At 51.1% G+C, this 22,493-nt stretch carries 20 protein-coding genes; 8 read left to right on the forward strand and 12 right to left on the reverse strand.

Translation table 11 applies throughout. The features are described 5' to 3' along the window. Positions 1-168 precede the first annotated feature (168 nt). Together mobB and mobA are read right to left on the reverse strand one after the other, a co-directional pair. The gene (mobB, locus tag AC27FC_RS20595) at positions 169-672 is read right to left on the reverse strand and encodes a molybdopterin-guanine dinucleotide biosynthesis protein MobB (protein ID WP_033146978.1); all 504 of its coding nucleotides are present in this window, start codon (positions 670-672) and stop codon (positions 169-171) included. Beyond that, positions 669-1,253: a molybdenum cofactor guanylyltransferase MobA gene (gene mobA, locus AC27FC_RS20600; RefSeq protein WP_094935267.1), complete on the reverse strand. Its 585-nt coding sequence runs from the start codon at positions 1,251-1,253 to the stop codon at positions 669-671. Before mobA ends, mobB begins: the two co-directional genes overlap by 4 nt. A 68-nt stretch (positions 1,254-1,321) precedes the next feature. Between mobA and AC27FC_RS20605 the strand changes: the two genes are divergently transcribed. The 3 genes from AC27FC_RS20605 to dsbA all read left to right on the forward strand — a co-directional run bounded on the left by AC27FC_RS20605 (position 1,322) and on the right by dsbA (position 3,304). Next, positions 1,322-1,591, forward strand: coding sequence for a YihD family protein (locus AC27FC_RS20605; protein WP_008501866.1), 270 nt, complete (start codon positions 1,322-1,324; stop codon positions 1,589-1,591). Between the two features lie 75 nt (positions 1,592-1,666). Then, positions 1,667-2,653, forward strand: coding sequence for a serine/threonine protein kinase (locus tag AC27FC_RS20610; RefSeq protein WP_039264179.1), 987 nt, complete (start codon positions 1,667-1,669; stop codon positions 2,651-2,653). A gap of 27 nt (positions 2,654-2,680) precedes the next feature. Next, the gene (gene dsbA, locus AC27FC_RS20615; RefSeq protein WP_033146975.1) at positions 2,681-3,304 is read left to right on the forward strand and encodes a thiol:disulfide interchange protein DsbA; all 624 of its coding nucleotides are present in this window, start codon (positions 2,681-2,683) and stop codon (positions 3,302-3,304) included. A gap of 23 nt (positions 3,305-3,327) precedes the next feature. Here dsbA and AC27FC_RS20620 read toward each other — a convergent pair whose 3' ends face one another. After that, complete coding sequence (locus AC27FC_RS20620) at positions 3,328-4,236, reverse strand: 1-acylglycerol-3-phosphate O-acyltransferase, YihG family (RefSeq protein WP_048981039.1); 909 nt, start codon at positions 4,234-4,236, stop codon at positions 3,328-3,330. A 440-nt stretch (positions 4,237-4,676) separates the two neighbouring features. Here AC27FC_RS20620 and polA point away from each other — a divergent pair, with 440 nt between their 5' ends. Together polA and spfP are read left to right on the forward strand one after the other, a co-directional pair. Continuing rightward, positions 4,677-7,469, forward strand: a complete 2,793-nt coding sequence (gene polA, locus AC27FC_RS20625; RefSeq protein ID WP_094935270.1) for a DNA polymerase I — start codon at positions 4,677-4,679, stop codon at positions 7,467-7,469. Positions 7,470-7,635: 166 nt separating this feature from the next. Next, entirely contained in the window at positions 7,636-7,683 is a 48-nt protein-coding gene (gene spfP, locus AC27FC_RS20630) for a small protein SpfP (RefSeq protein ID WP_071892919.1), read from the forward strand. 97 nt (positions 7,684-7,780) lie between these two features. Here the strand turns inward: spfP and yihA are convergent, their stop codons facing one another. Next, entirely contained in the window at positions 7,781-8,410 is a 630-nt protein-coding gene (yihA, locus tag AC27FC_RS20635) for a ribosome biogenesis GTP-binding protein YihA/YsxC (protein ID WP_087822903.1), read from the reverse strand. Between the two features lie 577 nt (positions 8,411-8,987). Here yihA and yihI point away from each other — a divergent pair. Together yihI and hemN are read left to right on the forward strand one after the other, a co-directional pair. Then, entirely contained in the window at positions 8,988-9,503 is a 516-nt protein-coding gene (gene yihI / locus AC27FC_RS20640) for a Der GTPase-activating protein YihI (protein ID WP_032644299.1), read from the forward strand. 188 nt (positions 9,504-9,691) lie between these two features. Beyond that, the gene (gene hemN, locus AC27FC_RS20645; protein WP_094935271.1) at positions 9,692-11,065 is read left to right on the forward strand and encodes an oxygen-independent coproporphyrinogen III oxidase; all 1,374 of its coding nucleotides are present in this window, start codon (positions 9,692-9,694) and stop codon (positions 11,063-11,065) included. A 72-nt stretch (positions 11,066-11,137) separates the two neighbouring features. Here the strand turns inward: hemN and AC27FC_RS20650 are convergent, their stop codons facing one another. The 4 genes from AC27FC_RS20650 to glnA all read right to left on the reverse strand — a co-directional run bounded on the left by AC27FC_RS20650 (position 11,138) and on the right by glnA (position 15,414). After that, the gene (locus AC27FC_RS20650) at positions 11,138-11,248 is read right to left on the reverse strand and encodes a YshB family small membrane protein (RefSeq protein WP_023333898.1); all 111 of its coding nucleotides are present in this window, start codon (positions 11,246-11,248) and stop codon (positions 11,138-11,140) included. A 111-nt stretch (positions 11,249-11,359) separates the two neighbouring features. Next, entirely contained in the window at positions 11,360-12,772 is a 1,413-nt protein-coding gene (gene glnG, locus AC27FC_RS20655; protein ID WP_023309765.1) for a nitrogen regulation protein NR(I), read from the reverse strand. A gap of 11 nt (positions 12,773-12,783) precedes the next feature. Continuing rightward, a complete protein-coding gene (gene glnL / locus AC27FC_RS20660) occupies positions 12,784-13,833 on the reverse strand; it encodes a nitrogen regulation protein NR(II) (RefSeq protein ID WP_008501857.1) in 1,050 nt (349 codons plus the stop codon). Between the two features lie 171 nt (positions 13,834-14,004). Further along, on the reverse strand, positions 14,005-15,414 hold the full coding sequence (glnA, locus tag AC27FC_RS20665) for a glutamate--ammonia ligase (protein WP_023309763.1): 1,410 nt from the start codon (positions 15,412-15,414) through the stop codon (positions 14,005-14,007). A 378-nt stretch (positions 15,415-15,792) separates the two neighbouring features. Between glnA and typA the strand changes: the two genes are divergently transcribed. Then, positions 15,793-17,616 carry a ribosome-dependent GTPase TypA gene (typA, locus tag AC27FC_RS20670; protein ID WP_023333895.1) on the forward strand — a complete coding sequence of 608 codons (1,824 nt, stop codon included), beginning with the start codon at positions 15,793-15,795 and terminating at the stop codon, positions 17,614-17,616. A 155-nt stretch (positions 17,617-17,771) separates the two neighbouring features. Here the strand turns inward: typA and AC27FC_RS20675 are convergent, their stop codons facing one another. The 4 genes from AC27FC_RS20675 to AC27FC_RS20690 all read right to left on the reverse strand — a co-directional run bounded on the left by AC27FC_RS20675 (position 17,772) and on the right by AC27FC_RS20690 (position 22,288). Beyond that, complete coding sequence (locus tag AC27FC_RS20675; protein ID WP_094935272.1) at positions 17,772-19,889, reverse strand: peptidase domain-containing ABC transporter; 2,118 nt, start codon at positions 19,887-19,889, stop codon at positions 17,772-17,774. Continuing rightward, the gene (locus AC27FC_RS20680) at positions 19,882-21,156 is read right to left on the reverse strand and encodes an HlyD family secretion protein (RefSeq protein ID WP_045888496.1); all 1,275 of its coding nucleotides are present in this window, start codon (positions 21,154-21,156) and stop codon (positions 19,882-19,884) included. Before AC27FC_RS20680 ends, AC27FC_RS20675 begins: the two co-directional genes overlap by 8 nt. A gap of 68 nt (positions 21,157-21,224) precedes the next feature. Further along, on the reverse strand, positions 21,225-21,509 hold the full coding sequence (locus AC27FC_RS20685) for a hypothetical protein (RefSeq protein WP_023309759.1): 285 nt from the start codon (positions 21,507-21,509) through the stop codon (positions 21,225-21,227). Between the two features lie 2 nt (positions 21,510-21,511). Beyond that, complete coding sequence (locus AC27FC_RS20690; RefSeq protein ID WP_047059145.1) at positions 21,512-22,288, reverse strand: hypothetical protein; 777 nt, start codon at positions 22,286-22,288, stop codon at positions 21,512-21,514. Positions 22,289-22,493 lie beyond the last annotated feature (205 nt).

Consider the following 22,493-nt stretch of genomic DNA (forward strand, 5'->3'; position numbering starts at 1 on the left):
AGAAGTGAAACGCCGTAGCGCCGATGGTAGTGTGGGGTCTCCCCATGTGAGAGTAGGGAACTGCCAGGCATCAAATAAGTAGAGAGGCCATCCGAAAGGATGGCCTTTTTGCGTTTAAGCATCACAGAGATTTGTAGGCCGGATAAGGCAAAGCTGCCACCCGGCAAGTCAGATCGCACTCCACTCCACAATAAACTCCGCAATCCCATCCACATCATTTAAATCCAGCATCGGAACTTCAAGCGGCAATACAACATCACTGGCCACCGCAATCACATGCTCATCCAGCGTTAATTCGCTGAAATCATGCCCGGCATCGCTTCTGAACAGCAGGATCTTAGGCACGGCCTCATGCTTAAATCCCTCGACCAGCACCAGATCCAGCGTGGCGTGATCCATCCGGCTGACCAGATAAGCGAGATCCAGCGGTGCCTCATCCGGCGTTTCTGTCATCAGCGCCCAGCGTTGAGTACTTGCCACCATCGTTTGCGCTGCACCCGCTTTACGCAACGCATAGCTATCTTTGCCCGGTTTATCGACATCCATATTATGGTGGGTATGTTTAATCAATCCTGGACGGATACCTCTGGCACAAAGCGCAGGAATGAGCTTTTTCAGCAGAGTGGTTTTTCCGGTCCCACTCCAGGCAGAAATGGCGACAACAGGTATCATCTTTTCTCCTGCATCATCTGCAAATCGTCAGGCGTATTCACATTCACAAATGCTGATTTTAAATCGCTAAAATCAACGGGATGACCGCCAGACTCGCGCATAAAAGCCATCACCCTGCGCTCTCCCGCAGCCAGATAGTACTGCAGGGCTGGCGCCAGGGATCGGTGCATCAATGCGATAGCAGGATGATCACGCTCGCCGTCATGTACCCAAACCACAGGAGCCGTACCCCGAAGCAGCAACAAACGTTCGACAAGACAGGACGGAATAAACGGGGTATCGCAGGGACAGAAGATGAACCACTCTCCGTGAGACTGTTGCATGACCGAAAGCATGCCGGCCAGCGGTCCCGGGTAATCCTCAAGGATATCCTGATAAACGGCATACCCGCTGAGCTGGTAAGTGTCGATATGCCGGTTAGCACTGATGGCCATTGTCGACACCTGGCCTGCGAGCGTATCAGCGACACATTGCCACAAGGGTTTGCCGTTCAGGCGTTGAAGCCCCTTATCTTTTCCCCCCATTCGCGTCGCTCTGCCACCTGCTAGAACGACCCCAATGATTTCCTGGCTAAGATTCACGAATATCGCCTCTTTTATTGTGGGATTGACCCTGCTAACGTGTCACTCTAAATGAAAGGAGCACCACCATGAAATGTAAACGTCTGAATGAAGTTATTGAACTCCTCCAGCCCGCCTGGCAAAAAGAGCCAGAGCTAAATCTGATGCAATTTTTACAGAAACTGGCGAAAGAGTCAGGTTTTGACGGCGATCTGGCAGACCTTTCTGACGACATCCTGATCTATCACCTTAAAATGCGTGACTCTGCCAAAGATGCTGTTATTCCTGGTATTCAGAAAGATTATGAGGAAGATTTTAAGACCGCATTACTGCGCGCCCGAGGCGTAATTAAAGAGTAAAAGCTTGTAAGCGGCGGCACCGAAATCGCCACAAGATGATATCCTGAATCATTCGTATAATTTCCGGATGATCGGATGAACGACCAGGCTTTTACTTTCCAGACATTACACCCGGACACCATTATGGATGCCCTGTTTGAACAGGGTATTCGGGTGGATTCCGGGCTAACACCGTTAAACAGCTACGAAAACCGCGTCTATCAGTTTCAGGATGAGGATCGTCAGCGCTTCGTCGTAAAATTCTATCGTCCTGAACGCTGGTCCGCAGAACAAATTCAGGAAGAGCATCAGTTTGCTCACGATCTGCTGGATGACGATGTTCCCGTTGCCGCACCGCTAAAATTCAATAACCAAACGCTCCTCACGCACGAAGGGTTTTACTACGCTGTATTCCCGAGCCTGGGTGGCCGCCAATTTGAAGCGGATAATATTGATCAGATGGAGTGGGTTGCCCGCTATCTTGGGCGCATACACCAGACGGGACGCAAAAAAGCCTTTATTGCCCGCCCGACTATCGGGATTCAGGAATACCTTCTTGAGCCGCGCGGAATATTCGAAACGTCTGCCATGATTCCCACTGCGTTAAAGGATGATTTCCTCAACGCCACCGATAAGCTCATTGCTGCTGTTAAAACCTGCTGGCGCGACGATATTTCTGTCCTGCGCCTGCATGGCGATTGTCATGCCGGAAATATCCTCTGGCGTGATGGCCCGCTTTTTGTCGATCTCGATGATGCGCGTATGGGGCCAGCGGTTCAGGACCTGTGGATGTTGCTCAATGGCGACAAAGCCGAGCAACGCATGCAGCTTGAAACCATTATTGAAGCTTATGAAGAATTTAGCCCGTTTAATTCAGACGAAATTGCCCTGATTGAGCCTTTACGTGCGATGCGTTTTGTTTATTATCTCGCATGGTTAATCAGGCGTTGGGACGATCCCGCATTTCCCCGGAATTTCCCGTGGCTTACCGGAGAGGATTACTGGCGTAGCCAGATATCTACATTTACTGAGCAGGTCAAGGTTCTTCAGGAACCCCCTCTGCAATTAACGCCGATGTATTAATTGGACACACCCAGGAGAGAGTTAATCATGAAAAAAATTTGGCTGGCGCTGGCAGGTATGATTCTGGCATTTAGCGCTTCTGCTGCGCAGTTTACCGACGGCAAACAGTTCATCACGCTGGACAAACCGGTTGCTGGCGAGCCACAGGTTCTGGAGTTCTTCTCGTTCTATTGCCCACACTGCTATCAGTTCGAGCAGGTTCTGCATGTTTCTGACAACGTGAAGAAAAAGCTGCCAGAAGGCACCAAAATGACCAAGTACCACGTCGAGTTCCTGGGTCCATTGGGTAAAGACCTGACCCAGGCGTGGGCGGTTGCGATGGCACTGGGCGTGGAAGATAAGATCACTGCGCCAATGTTTGAAGCCGTACAGAAAACCCAGACCGTTCAGACCACTGCGGATATCCGTAAAGTGTTCGTTGATGCCGGCGTGAAAGGGGAAGAGTATGACGCAGCATGGAACAGCTTTGTGGTGAAATCTCTGGTTGCTCAGCAGGAAAAAGCGGCTGCTGACCTCCAGCTTCAGGGCGTTCCGGCGATGTTTGTTAACGGCAAATACCAGCTGAACATGCAGGGCATGGACACCAGCAGCATGGATATCTTCGTACAGCAGTATGCTGATACCGTGAAATACCTGGTTGAGAAGAAGTAATTTCGCGGATGTAAAAACGCCGGTCACTGACCGGCGTTTTTGTATGAAGATTTAATATTGTCTATCTGTTCGTCTTTCTCTTTCCAGAGCGTATTAAGCCACTGCTGGAAACGACGCTTGAAATTCTTATCGTTAACGTAATCACCGTGCAGCCCGGCATCTATCGGAACCAGATCGACACGCACAACAATGCGCGTCAGTTTGCCGCTGAGCATATCGTAGAACGGCGTCTTATTGTTTTCCGGATAGCAGAGTGTGACGTTCAGGAGTTTATCGAACTGTGATCCCAGCACGTTAAGCGCCATCGCAATACCCGCAGCCTTTGGCGGCAGCAAGTGCTGGTAAGGGGAGCGAGTTTGTTGATGCTTCTCTTCCGTAAACCGGGAGCCTTCAACAAAGTTCACGATGGTCGTAGGATGCGCGCGAAACTTTTCGCAGGAACGGCGCGTGGTATCCACATCTTTGCCGCGACGCTCGGGATGACGAATCAAATAGCTGCGCGAATAGCGTTTCATAAACGGCATATCAAGTGCCCAGCAGGCCAGCCCGATAAAAGGCACCCAGGCGAGCTGCTGTTTCAGAAAATATTTGTTCATCGGGATGTGTTTGCGAAAAAGTACGCATAACACCACGATGTCCGCCCAGCTGTGGTGATTGCAGATCAGCAGATACCAGTTCTTCTTGTTAAGACTCTCCAGCCCTTTGATATCCCACTTCAGATGCGAGTTCAGGCACAGCAGTATCGCCAGTCCTTCGCACCAGCAGTACATCATGAAGTTACAAAATGCGGACACGGCTCGCCACACCATGGGAACAGGCAGCAGCAGTTTAACGATCCCGGCGATGATGATCGGCACAGAGCAGGCGACAGTCACCAGGATAGTTAAAATGATGCTTAACAGTAATGTTATTGCTGCGAGCAATCTCGGCATGATGAGCTTTTTCAGGTAGTTAGCTGTAAGTGAGCGGTCGGCTATGCAACGCCGGGCGCTGATTTTACCAGAAAACAGACAAATTAATGGCGCTTTGACGTGATGATTTGGCCGCTTTTACCCTGTCGCAGACGATTTCTCTGTGATTGCGCGCTTAACAAGGCTTATATCCACATAGACTAAATTGCCATCAGTTGACCATATAGATAAGATCTAATGCTATAACAGCATGATAATTAAGATCTAAAAATTAACGCATATGTATTTTTTACGTCTGTTATTCATATGAAGTGAAAATATACACAAACTTATCCACAGTTTGATTTTTGCGAGCGATCCTCACGATCGCAAAATCTTTTCCTGTATCTGGCGCTAATACCTGATGTTTTCATCCTTCTGTGGCATCCTTTACCCATAAATTGATTAAAGGCACGGACATTATGGTTCAGATCCCAGAAAACCCTCTTATTCTCGTCGATGGCTCTTCTTACCTGTATCGGGCATATCATGCGTTTCCTCCTCTGACCAATAGCGCAGGGGAACCCACCGGCGCAATGTACGGCGTGCTGAACATGCTGCGCAGCCTGATCCTTCAGTATCAGCCAACCCATGCGGCTGTGGTCTTTGATGCGAAAGGTAAAACTTTCCGCGACGAACTGTTTGAGCATTACAAATCTCACCGTCCGCCAATGCCTGACGATCTGCGCGCGCAGATTGAGCCGCTGCACACCATGGTAAAAGCGATGGGGCTGCCGCTGCTGGCCGTCTCTGGCGTTGAAGCCGATGACGTCATCGGCACGCTGGCGCGTGAAGCAGAAAAGATGGGGCGTCCTGTGCTGATCAGCACCGGTGATAAAGATATGGCGCAGCTGGTGACGCCAGGCATCACCCTGATTAACACCATGACCAACACCATTCTGGGGCCAGAAGAAGTGGTCACAAAGTACGGCGTGCCGCCTGAGCTGATTATCGACTTCCTCGCGTTGATGGGCGACTCCTCGGATAACATCCCGGGTGTCCCTGGCGTCGGTGAAAAAACCGCGCAGGCGCTGCTCCAGGGGCTGGGTGGTCTGGATACGCTCTACGCGGAGCCAGACAAAATCGCCGGGCTCTCCTTCCGTGGCGCAAAAACCATGGCCGGAAAACTGGAAGAGAACAAAGAGGTGGCTTATCTCTCCTATAAGCTGGCCACAATCAAAACCGATGTCGAACTGGAGCTGGGCTGTGAGCAGCTTGAAGTGCAACAGCCTTCCGCTGACGATCTGCTGAGCCTGTTTAAGAAATACGAATTCAAGCGCTGGACGGCTGACGTGGAAGCCGGTAAATGGCTGCAGGCGAAAGGGGCCAAACCTGCTGCAAAGCCGAAGGAGACGATCGTCGTTGACGCAGAAGAGCAGGCGGAAGAAGAAGCCGTGGCGCTTTCCTTCGACAACTACGAAACCATTCTTGAAGAGTCACAGCTAATTGCCTGGATCGAGAAACTGAAAAAGGCGCCCGTCTTTGCCTTTGATACCGAAACCGACAGCCTCGATAACATCTCTGCCAATATGATTGGTCTGTCATTTGCGACAGAGCCTGGTATTGCCGCCTACGTCCCTGTGGCGCACGATTACCTGGATGCGCCGGAGCAGATCTCCCGTGAACGCGTGCTTGAACTGCTGAAGCCGATCCTGGAAGACGAAAAGGCGCTCAAGGTTGGACAAAACCTCAAGTACGACCGCGGCATTCTGCAAAACTACGGCATTGAACTGCGCGGGATTGCCTTCGACACCATGCTTGAATCCTACATTCTGGACAGCGTCGCGGGCCGCCATGATATGGATTCCTTGTCTGACCGCTGGCTCAAGCACAAAACGATCACCTTTGAAGAGATTGCCGGTAAAGGGAAAAATCAGCTCACCTTTAACCAGATTGCTCTGGAAGAAGCGGGGCGCTACGCGGCGGAAGACGCAGATGTCACGCTGCAGCTGCACCTGAAGATGTGGCCAAAACTGCAGAAGCATGAAGGTCCGCTGAACGTGTTCCAGCATATCGAGATGCCGCTGGTGCCCGTGCTGTCCCGCATTGAACGCAACGGCGTGAAGATTGACCCAACGGTGCTGCATAACCACTCCGGGGAGCTGGCGCAGCGTCTGACCGAGCTCGAGCAAAAAGCGCATGAGCTTGCAGGCGAGCCGTTTAACCTCTCTTCGCCGAAGCAGCTGCAAACCATTCTGTTTGAAAAGCAGGGCATCAAGCCGCTGAAGAAAACTCCTGGCGGCGCGCCGTCAACCTCTGAAGAGGTGCTGGAAGAGCTGGCGCTGGATTACCCGCTGCCAAAAGTGATTCTGCAGTACCGTGGCCTCGCGAAGCTGAAGTCTACCTACACCGACAAGCTCCCGCTGATGATCAACCCGAAAACGGGCCGCGTGCACACGTCGTACCATCAGGCTGTCGCGGCGACTGGTCGTCTCTCATCAACCGATCCCAACCTGCAGAACATCCCGGTACGTAACGAAGAAGGCCGCCGTATTCGCCAGGCTTTCATCGCACCAGAGGATTATCTGATTGTCTCTGCTGACTACTCGCAAATTGAGCTGCGCATTATGGCGCATCTGTCCCGCGACAAAGGCCTGCTGACCGCGTTTGCTGAAGGGAAGGATATCCACCGGGCAACTGCGGCGGAAGTCTTCGGCTTGCCGCTGGACAGCGTGACCAACGAGCAGCGCCGCAGTGCTAAGGCGATCAACTTCGGTCTGATTTACGGCATGAGTGCATTTGGTCTTTCGCGCCAGCTCAACATTCCGCGCAAAGAGTCGCAGAAGTATATGGATCTCTACTTCGAGCGTTATCCGGGCGTGCTGGAATACATGGAACGCACCCGCGCGCAGGCGAAGGAAAAAGGTTACGTCGAAACCCTGGATGGCCGCCGCCTCTACCTACCGGACATCAAATCCAGCAACGCGGCGCGTCGCGCTGGCGCAGAGCGTGCGGCGATCAACGCCCCGATGCAGGGTACCGCGGCGGACATTATTAAGCGTGCAATGATCGCCGTTGATGCCTGGCTGGAAAAAGAGAAGCCTCGCGTGAAGATGATCATGCAGGTACACGATGAACTGGTATTTGAAGTGCACAAAGACGACCTCGACGCCGTGTCGAAGAAGATCCACGAACTGATGGAAAGCAGCATGACGCTTGACGTGCCGTTGCTGGTGGAAGTGGGAAGTGGCGAAAACTGGGATCAGGCTCACTAAGGGTTCTTCGCATAACGCGCTTTTTATGTAAGTTTGCAACATAACAACGCGCGTTTTGTGACAATCATTAGAATTCCCTATGTAAAGAATGAAAAAAAACTACAAAAAGTGCTTTTTCTGCAGCACAAAAAGGGGTAGAGTTGTCGGCGTAGGGTACAGAGGTAAGATGTTCTATCTTTCAGACCTTTTACTTCACGTAATCGGATTTGGCTGAATATTTTAGCCGCCCCAGTCAGTAATGACTGGGGCGTTTTTTATTGCGGCAAAGAAAAATTCAGGCAAAAAAAACGCGGCTATCGCCGCGCTCGGTATTACGCTTCTTCCGCTTCCGTCGCGGGTTCCAGCTCGCTAAACCAGGTATCGAGCTTCTGACGCAGCTTGTCCACGCCCAGCTTTTTCAGCGAGGAGAACGGCTCAACCTGCACATCACCGTTGAACGCCAGCACCGCTTCGCGAACCATATTCACCTGCGCTTTACGCGCGCCGCTCGCCAGCTTATCGGCTTTCGTCAGCAGCACCAGCACGGCGATATCGCTTGCTACAGCCCAGTCGATCATCTGCTGATCCAGATCTTTCAGGGGATGGCGAATATCCATCAGCACCACCAGACCTTTCAGGCACAGGCGTTTTTCCAGGTATTCACCCAGCGCACGCTGCCACTTGATTTTCATCTCTTCCGGTACCTGCGCGTAACCGTAGCCCGGTAAGTCGACCAGGCGTTTGCCCTCTGCGACTTCAAACAGGTTGATCAGCTGGGTACGGCCAGGTGTTTTTGAGGTACGCGCCAGGCTCTTCTGATTGGTCAGCGTATTCAGGGCGCTGGATTTCCCCGCATTGGAGCGGCCAGCAAATGCCACTTCAATACCGGTATCAGAAGGAAGGTGGCGAATATCGGGCGCACTGGTGACAAAATGCGTCTGTTGGTAGTTCCAGGTAGTCACGTGGTCGTCTCCAAAATCGTAATCTGAAGGGGATTATACCCGAATGCAGCCAAAAGGCTTTTCTGATTGCTATGAGCTGTAGGCGAATGCCCCAACCGGTGTGAGAGATCGGCCAGTGATGCTATGGGAGATTTCAGAGAATTCGCAGGCGTCAAAAAAGCCAAACTGTTTTAAATCATAAGCTTATTTCCGGGTAATTGTCTGAAAAATCCTTTTTGTACCGTTTCGTTGCTTGTTAGTTTAACGGAACAAGGTAAAGTGTGCGTCAGGGCGAGGAAGCCAACAGGAAATCGACTTAAGGATTAGGGTCAGGAGCGCCAGGAGGCGAAGACGCAGGATTGTCAGGATGACCAACGCCTGGAGGCGTTTTAAAAGGAAATGGAACCGTATCACGGACGGTATTAGCCAAGGGATAAACAGGGTTTGTTGTTGGCAAACACGGAAAGTCTGACCCGCTAAGGGTTGTGAGTCAGGAAAAAAGGCGACAGATTGCTCTGTCGCCTTTTTTCTTTGCTTGCTTTCTGCTAGATTTCGCCGCAATTCTATACTGAAGAAAACGACTTAAAGATAAAACATCATGAAAAAACCAACCTCCGCTGCGGGCGCGAAACGCCCTGCAAAAGCACGCCGCAAAACGCGCGAAGAACTGAACCAGGAAGCGCGCGATCGCAAACGCGACAAAAAACATCGCGGTCACGCTGCGGGTAGCCGTGCCAACGGTGGTGGTGCAGCGGGTGCATCTGCAAAAGGCAAACAGCAGAAAGACCCTCGTATCGGCAGTAAAACTCCCATTCCACTGGGCGTGACAGACACCCCGGTCACTAAGCAGCACAAACCAAAGAGCGAGAAACCTATGCTTTCACCGCAGGCTGAGCTGGATTTGCTGGAGAACGATGAGCGCCTGGACGCGCTGCTGGAACGTCTTGAAGAGGGTGAAACCCTGACCGCTGAAGAGCAGTCATGGGTGGATGCCAAACTGGATCGTATCGATGAACTGATGCAGAAGCTGGGCCTGTCATACGACGATGACGAAGATGAAGAAGAAGACGAGAAGCAGGAAGATATGATGCGTCTTCTGAAGGGTGGAAACTAACATTTGCACCCGGCAGGCACGATAGTCCTGCTTATAACCCTTCCGGTTATATGTTATCTGGTGTGGTTATTCGTTAAACTACGGCGGTTGTCGCGGCGACAGAAGTGGCTGCGCACCCGAATGATGGCCCGCGATGGGGCCAGAACGGGCCGCCGTATACGAACGCGACACCAACGGAAGGAGTGAGCATGTCAGCACCAACTATCGACTGGGATTTGGCCCTAATCCAGAAATATAACTATTCCGGGCCGCGTTATACGTCATACCCCACCGCGCTGGAGTTCTCCGATGCCTTCGGCGAGGCTGATTTCCAGCAGGCTGTCGCGCGCTATCCTGAGCGTCCGCTGTCGCTCTACGTCCATATTCCGTTCTGCCACAAGCTTTGCTACTTCTGCGGCTGCAATAAAATCGTTACCCGTCAGCAGCACAAAGCCGACCAATATCTTGATGCGCTTGAACAAGAAATTGTGCATCGCGCGCCGCTTTTTGCTGGCCGTCACGTCAGCCAGCTGCACTGGGGCGGCGGTACGCCAACCTATCTGAATAAAGCGCAAATCAGCCGCCTGATGACCCTGCTGCGCGGCAATTTCAGTTTTAACGCCGACGCTGAAATCTCGATCGAAGTCGATCCGCGTGAAATTGAGCTGGATGTACTGGAACACTTACGCGCCGAAGGCTTCAATCGTCTGAGTATGGGCGTGCAGGATTTCAATAAAGAGGTTCAGCGTCTGGTGAACCGCGAGCAGGACGAAGAATTTATCTTTGCCTTACTCAATCACGCGCGCGAGATTGGTTTCACCTCGACCAATATTGACCTGATTTACGGCCTGCCAAAGCAAACGCCGGAAAGCTTCGCCTTCACCCTGAAGCGCGTGGCCGAACTCAACCCGGACCGCCTGAGCGTCTTTAACTATGCGCATCTGCCGACGCTCTTTGCCGCTCAGCGCAAAATCAAAGATGCCGATCTTCCTTCTGCCCAGCAGAAGCTGGATATCCTGCAGGAAACCATTACCTCGCTGACCGAAACCGGCTATCAGTTTATCGGGATGGATCACTTTGCCCGTCCGGATGACGAGCTGGCGATTGCGCAGCGTGAAGGCGTTCTGCACCGCAACTTCCAGGGCTACACAACCCAGGGCGATACCGATTTGCTGGGGATGGGCGTCTCCGCTATCAGCATGATTGGCGACTGTTACGCGCAGAACCAGAAAGAGCTGAAGCTTTACTACCAGCAGGTTGATGAAACGGGCAACGCGCTGTGGCGCGGCATCGCGTTAACGCGCGACGACTGCATCCGGCGCGATGTGATTAAGGCGCTAATCTGCAACTTCCGTCTCGATTTCAGCGACGTTGAGTCGCAGTGGGATCTGCACTTCAGCGATTATTTTGCGGAAGACCTGAAGCTGATTGCACCGCTGGCGAAAGACGGGCTGGTGGATGTGTCGGAGAGCGCGATTGAGGTCACGCCGAAAGGGCGTCTGTTGATCCGTAATATCTGCATGTGCTTTGACGCGTATCTACGTCAGAAAGCGCGACTGCAGCAGTTCTCGCGGGTGATTTAAGGCGCATTGCAAAATGCACAAAACGTAGGCCGGGTAAGGCGAAGCCGCCACCCGGCTTTTACGTTCAACTCGCTAGCTAAACAGCCCCACCAACGCCGCACACAACATAGCCGCAACGGCTGTCTGTGGCGTGTGGCTTTCAGCGGCTCCGCTAGAGAGCATATTTACGATTGTTTCCAGCATGATGTTCACCCCCAATTTCCGGGCACGATCATACAAAACTCATCGGAACAGTAAAGCGCAAAATAACGGCAATTTGCGCTCAATGAATAACCTTTACACAGCGGCGTACGATCACTCCATTCCCAGCTCTTTAAGCTTGCGCGTCAGGGTATTACGTCCCCATCCCAGCAGGCGAGCGGCTTCCTGCTTATGGCCCTGCGTATGACGAAGCGCGGTAGTTAACAGCGTACGCTCCATCTCCGGCTGAGCTTCAGACAGCAGGTTTTGATGACCGGAACGCAGCGCGCGGTCGGCCCACTGCGCCAGCAGCGTCGCCCAGCTGTCCGGCAGCGCGTGCCCGGTACTGCTTTCAGGCGCGGTCGCTTCAAACAGCTCGGCCGGTAAATCCTGAATCAGCACTTCCTGCCCGGCGGCCATCACGGTTAACCAGCGGCAGGTATTTTCCAGCTGACGCACGTTGCCCGGCCACGCCAGACGCGTCAGAGCGGCATCGGTTTCCGGGTGAAGCTGCTTGGCTTCCACGCCCAGCTCGCGGGCGGCTACCTGCAGGAAATGACGCGCCAGGCGGGGAATATCTTCCCGGCGTTCACGCAGCGGCGGCAGATGAACGCGAATAACGTTCAGACGGTGGAATAAATCCTCGCGGAATTTTCCTTCCTGCACGCGTTGCTCCAGGTTCTGGTGGGTCGCGGCGATAATGCGCACATCCACCTTCACCGGCGCATAGCCGCCCACGCGATAAAACTGCCCGTCGGCCAGCACGCGCAGCAGGCGGGTCTGGACATCCAGCGGCATATCGCCAATTTCATCCAGGAACAGCGTACCGCCGTCAGCCTGTTCGAACCGCCCCTGGCGAATGGTATTGGCGCCGGTAAATGCCCCTTTTTCATGGCCGAACAGTTCGGACTCAATCAAATCCTTCGGGATCGCCGCCATATTCAGGGCGATGAACGGCGCTTTTGCCCGTGGACTATGGCGATGCAATGCATGCGCCACAAGCTCTTTACCGGTTCCCGATTCACCGTTAATCAATACGCTAATGGACGAGCGGGACAAACGGCCAATAATGCGAAACACGTCCTGCATCGCCGGCGCTTCACCGATGATGTCTGTCGTTGGCCCAAAATCGGGCGCGTGGCGCGGCTGTTGCTGCTCCTGATAATGGCTAATCGCGCGCTCAACCAGCGCCACCGCTTCGTCGATATCAAAGGGTTTGGGCAGGTAATCAAACGCCCCTTGCTGATAGGCGCTCACTGCGGCATCCAGATCGGAGTGCGCAGTCATTATGATGACCGGAAGCATAGGGTGGCGTTGTTTGATCTGCTTTAACAGCGCCAGCCCGTCCATGCCCGGCATACGGATATCCGAAAGCAGAACATCTGGCGTTTTGGTGGTGAGTGCGTCGAGCACTTCGCTGCCGCTCTCAAACGTCGTGCAGCTTAATCCTGCCCCAGTGAGCGCGCGTTCAAGCACCCAACGGATGGAGCTATCGTCATCGACTACCCAGACTATCCCTCGTTGCATAAACGTCACCTTTATTTTTTAATCGGCAGGAAAACCGAAAACTCGGTATGTCCCGGCCAACTGGTAAATTCAATTTTCCCGGAGTGTTGATCGATCAAACTGCGGGCAATGGATAAGCCCAGGCCGGTCCCGCCTTCGCGACCGCTTACCATCGGGTAGAACAGGGTGTCCTGCAAATGCGATGGAATGCCGGGCCCGTTATCCTCAACGTCGATTCGGGCCGCCAGCCGGTAGCGCACGCCGTGTAACGTGAGCTGGAAGGCGGTGCGGGTGCGTAAAATAATCTCGCCGCCTTCAGGCCCAAGCGCCTGCAGGGCATTACGCACAATATTCAACAGGACCTGCTCAATCTGGTCCGGGTCGTGGGCCAGTTCCGGCAGGCTTGGATCGTAATCACGTACCAGCGTGACGTTCTCCGGCAGCTCCATTGAGACGAGCTTCACCACCCGCTCAGCCACTTTATGGATGCTTTCAGTAACGTGCATTCCCGGCTGCTGCGGACCGAGAAGACGGTCTACCAGATTCCGCAGACGGTCCGCCTGCTCAATGATGACGTTGGTATATTCCGCCAGCGCGGGATCGGGCAGCGCCTTGGTCAGAAGCTGCGCCGCGCCGCGTAATCCACCCAGCGGGTTTTTGATTTCATGCGCCAGGCCCCGCACCAGGTCACGGGCGGCAATCTGCTGCGCGTGCTGAAGCTGCTCCTGGCTCAGTCGACGCTGATTATCCATCGGCGCCATTTCCAGCAGGATCAGGCCTTCGGGAAGACGTTGCGCGGTTAGCGACAGAATGTGCGAGCGCCCGTCGATCACCAGCGTCACTTCGTTATCGGTAAACCCCTGGCCGGCCTGCAAACTTTCCTGCATCAGGCCAATATTCAGTGAAAAATAGCTCAGGAGTTCAGGAAGCGGGGTGCCGAACAGTTTACGTGCGCTTTGGGCGAGCAGCTGCTGCGCGGCCGGGTTGGCGTAATGAACGGCCAGCTCGTCATCGACCAGCAATATGCTGTTAATCAAAGAATTGAGGATCTGCCCAGCATCGGGCAGCGTGCCAGTTGCCATTCAGCAGTCTCCTGGAGTCGTTTGCACTAATTTTGTGCAGTATAGCGTTTTCGGCGTAAAAAGCGCGTGAGATCAGGTTGTTGGTGGAGAAAAAAGCCCATCCGGAGATGGGCTAAAAGTTTCCACGGCAACTACCCCCGGCGCTTATCACGCCGGGTAAAACAACTTTAATTAAACGCTGTAGTACAGCTCGAACTCTACCGGGTGTGGCGTCATACGCACGCGGTCGTTCTCTTCCATACGCAGGGCGATGTAAGCATCGATAGCGTCGTCAGTGAATACGCCACCTGCAGTCAGGAACTCGCGGTCTGCGTCCAGCGCCTGCAGGGCTTCTTCCAGAGAGCCAGCAACCTGTGGGATCTCTTTCGCTTCTTCTGGCGGCAGGTCGTACAGGTTTTTGTCCATCGCTTCGCCCGGGTGGATCTTGTTCTTGATACCGTCCAGACCGGCCATCAGCAGTGCTGCGAAGCACAGGTATGGGTTAGCCGCTGGGTCCGGGAAGCGAACTTCGATACGACGTGCTTTAGGAGAAGCCACCACCGGGATACGGATAGAAGCAGAACGGTTACGTGCAGAGTAGGCCAGCATCACTGGCGCTTCGTAGCCCGGGACCAGACGCTTGTAGGAGTTCGTGGTTGGGTTCGCCAGGGCGTTGATCGCTTTAGCGTGTTTGATAACACCACCGATGTAATACAGCGCCTGCTCGGACAGACCGGCATATTTGTCGCCAGAGAACAGGTTGGTACCGTTCTTGGACAGAGACATGTGGCAGTGCATACCGGAACCGTTATCGCCAAACATTGGTTTTGGCATGAAGGTCGCGGTTTTACCGAAACGGTGCGCAACGTTGTGCACAACGTATTTGTAGATCTGAATTTCGTCCGCTTTTTTGGTCATGGTGTTGAAGCGGGTTGCCACTTCGTTCTGACCAGCAGTCGCCACTTCGTGGTGGTGAGCTTCAACAACCAGGCCCATCTCTTCCATCACCAGACACATAGTGGAACGAATGTCCTGTGCAGAGTCGACCGGAGGAACCGGGAAGTAACCGCCTTTCACGCCAGGACGGTGACCTTTGTTACCGCCTTCGTATTTGGTGGAGGAGTTCCATGCACCTTCGATGTCGTCGATAGCCACGTGGGAGCCAGAAATAGAGGCACCGAAGCGGATGTCATCGAACAGGAAGAATTCTGGCTCTGGCCCGAACAGAACGGTGTCTGCGATGCCGGTAGAACGCAGGTACTCTTCAGCGCGTTTCGCGATAGAACGTGGGTCGCGGTCGTAGCCCTGCAGCGTGCCTGGCTCGAGGATGTCGCAACGGATGATCAGGGTTGGTTCTTCGAAGAACGGATCAATGACCGCAGTGGTCGCGTCTGGCATCAGAACCATGTCGGATTCGTTAATGCCTTTCCAGCCACCAATGGAGGAGCCGTCAAACATTTTGCCTTCTTCAAAGAATTCGGCGTTCACCTGATGAGCAGGGATTGTGACGTGCTGTTCTTTACCTTTGGTATCGGTGAAGCGCAGATCAACAAACTTCACTTCATGTTCGTTCAGCATCGTCAAAACGTGTTCAGCGGACATACTTAACTCTCCAGATTGGTCATTGTCGTCGTGGTAACGAGGTCTTCAATTTCTGTTTGTACTGGCTGGTGCCATGTATTTTTTATAAAGCGAAATCTGTGCCAACTTTTAAATCACCCCAAAAAGGCGTTATCATGCGCACCATAGTGCAAAAGGGCTGCACCACAATGGATTTGTTGCACCAGTATGGTGCTTCAATGTGAACATTGAGCACCATATTGGTGCAATTTACGTTAAAGTGCCCTTTTACCGCTCCGTGAAAGCGATCACAAAGCATCTCTGCAATACTTGTTTGCGGGGGATGTTTGTGATCCTGTTTTGTAGTGCGATTAATCCGTGTACAATAACGCGCTATTTCTAAATGCCTGAGGCAAAGTTGTGATCGAAAATTTGCGTAACATCGCCATCATCGCGCACGTTGACCATGGTAAAACTACCCTGGTCGACAAGCTGCTGCAGCAATCCGGTACGTTTGATGCGCGTGCCGAAACCCAAGAACGCGTGATGGACTCCAACGATTTGGAGAAAGAGCGTGGGATTACCATCCTCGCGAAAAACACCGCGATTAAATGGAATGACTACCGTATCAACATCGTTGATACCCCAGGGCACGCCGACTTCGGTGGTGAAGTTGAACGTGTAATGTCCATGGTAGACTCCGTTCTGCTGGTCGTTGACGCAATGGATGGCCCAATGCCACAGACGCGCTTCGTGACCAAAAAAGCTTTTGCCCATGGTCTGAAGCCAATCGTTGTTATCAACAAAGTTGACCGCCCTGGCGCGCGTCCTGACTGGGTTGTTGACCAGGTCTTCGACCTGTTCGTTAACCTCGACGCGACCGACGAGCAGCTGGACTTCCCTATCGTTTACGCCTCTGCGCTGAACGGTATCGCAGGTCTGGACCACGAAGACATGGCTGAAGACATGACCCCGCTGTATCAGGCGATTGTTGACCGTGTTCCTGCACCAAACGTCGATCTCGACGGCACCCTGCAGATGCAGATCTCTCAGCTCGACTACAACAACTACGTTGGCGTAATCGGCATTGGTCGTATCAAGCGCGGTAAAGTGAAGCCTAACCAGCAGGTTACTATCATCGATAGCGAAGGCAAAACCCGTAACGGTAAAGTCGGTAAAGTACTGACTCACCTGGGTCTTGAGCGTATCGAGAGTGACGTTGCGGAAGCGGGCGACATCATCGCTATCACCGGTCTGGGTGAACTGAACATCTCCGACACCATCTGCGATCCGCAGAACGTCGAAGCGCTGCCAGCCCTGTCCGTTGATGAACCAACCGTATCCATGTTCTTCAACGTCAACACCTCTCCGTTCTGTGGTAAAGAAGGTAAATTCGTTACCTCTCGTCAGATCCTTGACCGCCTGAACAAAGAGCTGGTGCACAACGTTGCGTTGCGCGTTGAAGAAACCCAGGATGCCGATGCATTCCGCGTTTCTGGTCGTGGTGAGCTGCACCTGTCTGTTCTGATCGAAAACATGCGTCGTGAAGGTTTCGAAATGGCGGTTTCCCGTCCGAAAGTAATCTTCCGCGAAATCGACGGCCGTAAACAAGAGCCGTTCGAAAACGTAACGCTGGACGTTGAAGAGCAGCACCAGGGTTCTGTGATGCAGGCTCTGGGTGAGCGTAAAGGCGACCTGAAAAACATGAATCCAGATGGCAAAGGCCGCGTACGTCTCGACTACGTGATCCCAAGCCGTGGTCTGATCGGCTTCCGTTCAGAGTTCATGACCATGACCTCCGGTACCGGTCTGCTGTACTCCACCTTCAGCCACTACGACGACGTTCGTCCGGGCGAAGTGGGCCAGCGTAACAACGGCGTGCTGATCTCCAACGGTCAGGGTAAAGCGGTTGCGTTTGCGCTGTTCGGTCTGCAGGATCGCGGCAAGCTGTTCCTGGGTCACGGTGCTGAAGTTTACGAAGGCCAGATCATCGGTATTCACAGTCGTTCTAACGACCTGACCGTAAACTGCCTGACCGGTAAGAAACTGACCAACATGCGTGCGTCCGGTACTGACGAAGCAACGGTTCTGGTTCCACCGATCAAGATGACTCTGGAGCAGGCTCTGGAATTCATCGATGATGACGAACTGGTAGAAGTGACTCCACAGTCAATTCGTATCCGTAAACGTCACCTGACCGAGAACGACCGTAAACGTGCTATGCGCGGTGCGAAAGAAGAGTAATACGGTCAATCCGTAGGCCGGGTAAGCGTGAGCGCCACCCGGCAACTAAAAAGCCGCTGATCTCTCAGCGGCTTTTTTATTCGATGATCGCCAGAATTCTTCATTACCTGGGGCGTTATGTCCCGAAGCTATCTCTTTCCTGCGAAATTCAGGGATTAGGGTAACTCTGCTCCATTTATCACGAACACCCGATCTGCCGATGCAATCGTGGTTTCGCGATGCGCGATAATAATCCTGGTGATGTTCATCTCCTGTATAGACTGATTGACCTGACTTTCACTGGTTTTATCAAGGTGGCTGGTCGCCTCGTCCATGAATAAAATACCCGGTTTGCGGTATAATGCCCGGGCAATATAAATCCGCTGTTTTTGACCCCCGGACAACCCTTCCCCAAGTTCACCAATCAGTGTCTCGTAACCCATTGGTAGCTTTAAAATGTCATTATGAATATGGCTTGCGATGGCGCATTGCACCATCCACTGCTCGTCAATGTCAGGCCGAAAACCGGCGATATTCTCTTTGATAGAGCCTGAAAACAACTTATCTTCCTGCATGATACAGGCAATGCGTTCAGCATAATGCTCAAAACCAAGTTGCTTAATATCAATGCCATTAATTCGGACGCAGCCGTTCGACGGTTCGAATAAACCGCACAACACTTTCATCAAGGTGCTTTTACCTGCACCCGATACGCCCGTAATAGCAATACTCTCCCCGGCATGAATGGTCAGATTCAGTTTGCTGAATATAGGGTCCGCATGGTTATCATAACGGTAGGTCAGATCCTGAGTTTCGAGCGTTAAGGCTCCGTGTGGTAAACGCAGCGGGCTGGTGGCCGTTGAAGAAGATGCTTCCTGCAGCGCAATATCGGCTACGCGTTCATTATGTAAGTTGATGAGCTTCAGCTGAATGATAAAGTTGATCAGGGCATTTATTCGGTCATAGAACTGACTCCTGAAGGTATTAAACGCGATAAACATACCGATGGTTAAATGACTATCCATCATCAGCCTGCCGCTAACCCACAGGATAACAATTTGGTCGCAGGCAGCGATAAAAGAGACGACACCACCAAAGAAGAGATCCATTCGCGTCAAACGAATGCCGGTATTGACCTTATCTGAAAAAAGATTAAACCAGTTATTGATTCTCAGGTCAGTCATCCCCTGAATCTTAATCGTCGCGATACCGTACAGGGTTTCCATAAAATAAGAATTAAGACGTGCTTCCTTGATTAACTCTTCTTCGGATAACTGGCGATAGTATCGATAGGTAGCAAACCGAATGAAGGTGTATATTGCGGTAAAAGAGACCACTATCATGCTGAGCTGAAGGTTGTATAAAAACATCATTACCAGCAAACCCATGAGCATTAGCGTATCAATAATGCTACCAGTTAAACCTGTGGTAAAAGTGGCCCGTATAACATCAAGTGAGTGGAAACGAGACTGAATGTCCCCCAGTTTGCGTCTTTCAAAATAGGTGGTTGGTAGCTTAATAAGGTGAGAAAAAAGGCTAAAACTCCACTGGACGTCGATGAGTGTTCCCAGTATCAGCGTGGTCCAGGAGCGAATGATACTGACCGTCAAACGTAACAGAATCAGAATAAACAGCCCAAGACAGATGATATTAAGTAAACCGTAATCTCCGGATGCAATGACATGATCCGTGACTAATTGTGTTCCCACAGGCAACAGCAGGCTGATCAACTCAATCACCAGCGATAAGAAAAATATCTTCGCCAGTGATGTCATCAGTCCGTTGATATTCTTTAATAACGTGGAGGCTTTTAACCTGTTTTTCTTCTTTTGAACTGAGAAAGTGGTTCCCGGCCATACCTCAAGCACAACACCAGTAAAATGTTGGGACAATTCAGGCATGCTAATCACCCGTCGTCCAAACGCAGGGTCGTGGATCACCGCGCTGTTCTTATCGACCTTAATCAGTACGACAAAATGGTTAAAATCCCAATGCAATATGCAGGGCTTACGCACGGCATGTAATTCCTGAAGGTCCACGGACAATGCGCGTGACGACATCTCCAGTTCACTGGCAATTGCTTTTATCGCATGAAGGTTGACCCCACGTGATGACAAATTGAATTGTTGCCGGAGTTGCAGTAGATCGACCTGCTTGCCATAAAAACTGCATATCATTGAAAGACAGGCCAGGCCACATTCAGACGCTTCAGTTTGAAAGACAACTGGGATGCGTTTAAATATCCTCAAATCCAACTTGTGCAGCAGCGTCTCAAGTGTATAAAGTTTATTCATTACCCGCGTCCGTTACGCTCATTTTCATTTCGTAAAAGGGCGATAATAACCACTCATAGATATGTCTCTTTTCAAGGAAAAGAGAAATCTGCGCTTTGGCTCCCTGGCTCAGTGAGAGTTGTTTTCCATGAACTTGCACAGACTGTAGGTCAGGTTTGATCATGATTTTGTACCAGGACTTTTTATCGTCATAGAATTCGTGTGCGATGGTCTGTTTTGACAGGAGTTCTGGCTTCGATGCCGGAAGCCTGGATATTGCTGATATTGATGCCCTGAACTGACCAAATTTTTCATAAGGAAAGGCGTCGTAACTGACATTAACGCGCTGGCCAATCGCCAGATAAGGAAGAACTTCATCGGGAACCCAGGTTTCGAGATAGCATGGTGAATGGATATTCTGCTGAACTCGCGCCAGTACATCGCCTGCGCCGATCATCTTACCTTGCGCCGTATTGATGGAGTCGATTAAGCCATCGGCTGTTGCCTCGATGACATAATTACCTTCCGCTTCTGTATTTAACTTTTCTTTTTCCAGCTCGTATTTTTGTTGCTCAAGCTGGTAAATCTGATGGTCATAATCAGCGCCCTGGGACTGGATCTGCTGATTGAGCGTATCGACCTGAACCTGGTCTTGTGATTTTCTGGCGACCAGGTCAGAAACATTGCTCTGCTGTTGATAGAGTAGTGCGTTTTGACTGCTCATCTGGTCTTTGGTGACCAGACCTTTTTCCTGATAACTACGGTAATCGTTAACGTTCTTCTCAATCTGATTCAGTTCCCGTTCAGCCTGCACGAGTAACCCAGATGAGGTATTAAAACTGGACTGATAATGATCTTTTTGAGTTGTTAGCGCAGCGAGAGTACGTTTTTTTGAAGCGTTCAAATTTGCCATCATTACGCTGATACTGTTTATCTGTAGCGCGATCTCCTTTTTTTTATTTTCATCAACCAGGCCTGATTGCGTCGATACACCCGAATGAATGAGAAAGAGGGCGTCACCTTTTTTTACGCGATCGCCTTCATTAACAAAACTCTTCACGACTGTACCCTGCATTGATGCAGAGATATTCACTGAGCCAGGGAAAGTGGTTACCTCACCGTGAACGATGACGCGACGGGTATAGGAACCTTTGGTAATAAAAATAGAAATGGAAGCAATAAAAACAATGCTGAGCAATATGATAAAAGCAAAAGGGATGCCCGGCAGAAGAACGGCTTTCCCTTCCCACCGGGTACTCTGATATTCAATAGCTTCCTTGCGAAACATATCTGGCCTCTTGCAGGGTGGAAATAGCCGCTAAATATCAGCGGCTATGAGTTATAATGATTCAGGAATTAATGTCTACCGTGATCATTACCCTGGCGGCCGCCACCACTTTTCGAACCACCATTACCTTTTGATGAACCACCGCTTTTACCACCAACGTTAACCGAGCAACCACCGCTAAAGGATGTGCTTTCAGAGTGAGAACCATCTTTATTAGTGGTGCTGGTGTGAGAATAGCTGCCATTACAACCAGCACTACCACCACCGAACATCCCACCAATCGCACTACCGATAGAACCCCACATTCCTGCGCCGCTGACGTTGCTTAATTCACTTTCATTGAGTTCACGCATTATTAATGTTCCTTGCAATAGTGAGCAAAAGGTATACCCATAATATCCATAGACTTTTTCCATACCATTTCACCATCCGTGAATGAAATGTTTTTTACGCCAAAACGCGTAAAATCCTTTTCGCTGTACGTCGACAGACCTGTGTCTGGATCACCAATATTTTCTTTTTGCCCGCAAAGTGGCATCATCCATGACACATTTATATCTTTGTAGAATGCTTTATCCGTTTTTCTTATTTCTGAGAAAATGCGATCTGTTATCGTTGTGTCTGTATTGATTTCTCCGTTAACTGTAGTTGTTAACTTATTGTCATCAGAATTAGGTGACCCATGGAAACCAATAATCGAACCATAGTTGATGATTTTGTTTTTTGCCGCTGGGAAAAGATAGTTAGCACAGGAAGAAAGGCATAATCTCCTGATCTCAATGTTAATTTCTTTATCATGAATAATTCGTGCTATATTGATTGCAGTTTCGACATCGCCGCCACCACTGTTTATCGATATTGTTCTGACAGGGATAAGGTTTTTTTTGATAAGTCCCACAATGATTTTGTCATCATCTTTGGATATGTTTCCGTCGATATATAACGTATCAAAAACGAGGTGGGTTGAAGATTTTGGTTCAAGCCCTTGCTTCACAATTAATTGGCTAGAGAGTTGATATAAAATATCTCTGCTGGCTTTTTTAAATTGGTAGGCATTGTATGAATAAATAGCGAATGCGCAGAGTATTGCTATTAAAACGGCACTGAGGACGTATCCCTTTTTAATCTTCACGAAAGTGCAGCTCCATGTGTAAAGTAATGTAAACTTAGCATTATAAAAAAGAAGATAAATAGAGTATTTGTATCTAAATGTAAATTTAAGTAAAGTAGACTTGTTGCAATTTCTCGCAAAGCCGCGAGAAATGGGATTGCCATGGCAAAAACTGGGGAATATGGTGATGAGAAAAAGTTTATGGAAGCGTTTTTCTATAATTTTT

The organism is Enterobacter sp. C3_dUdeg (assembly GCF_057536195.1).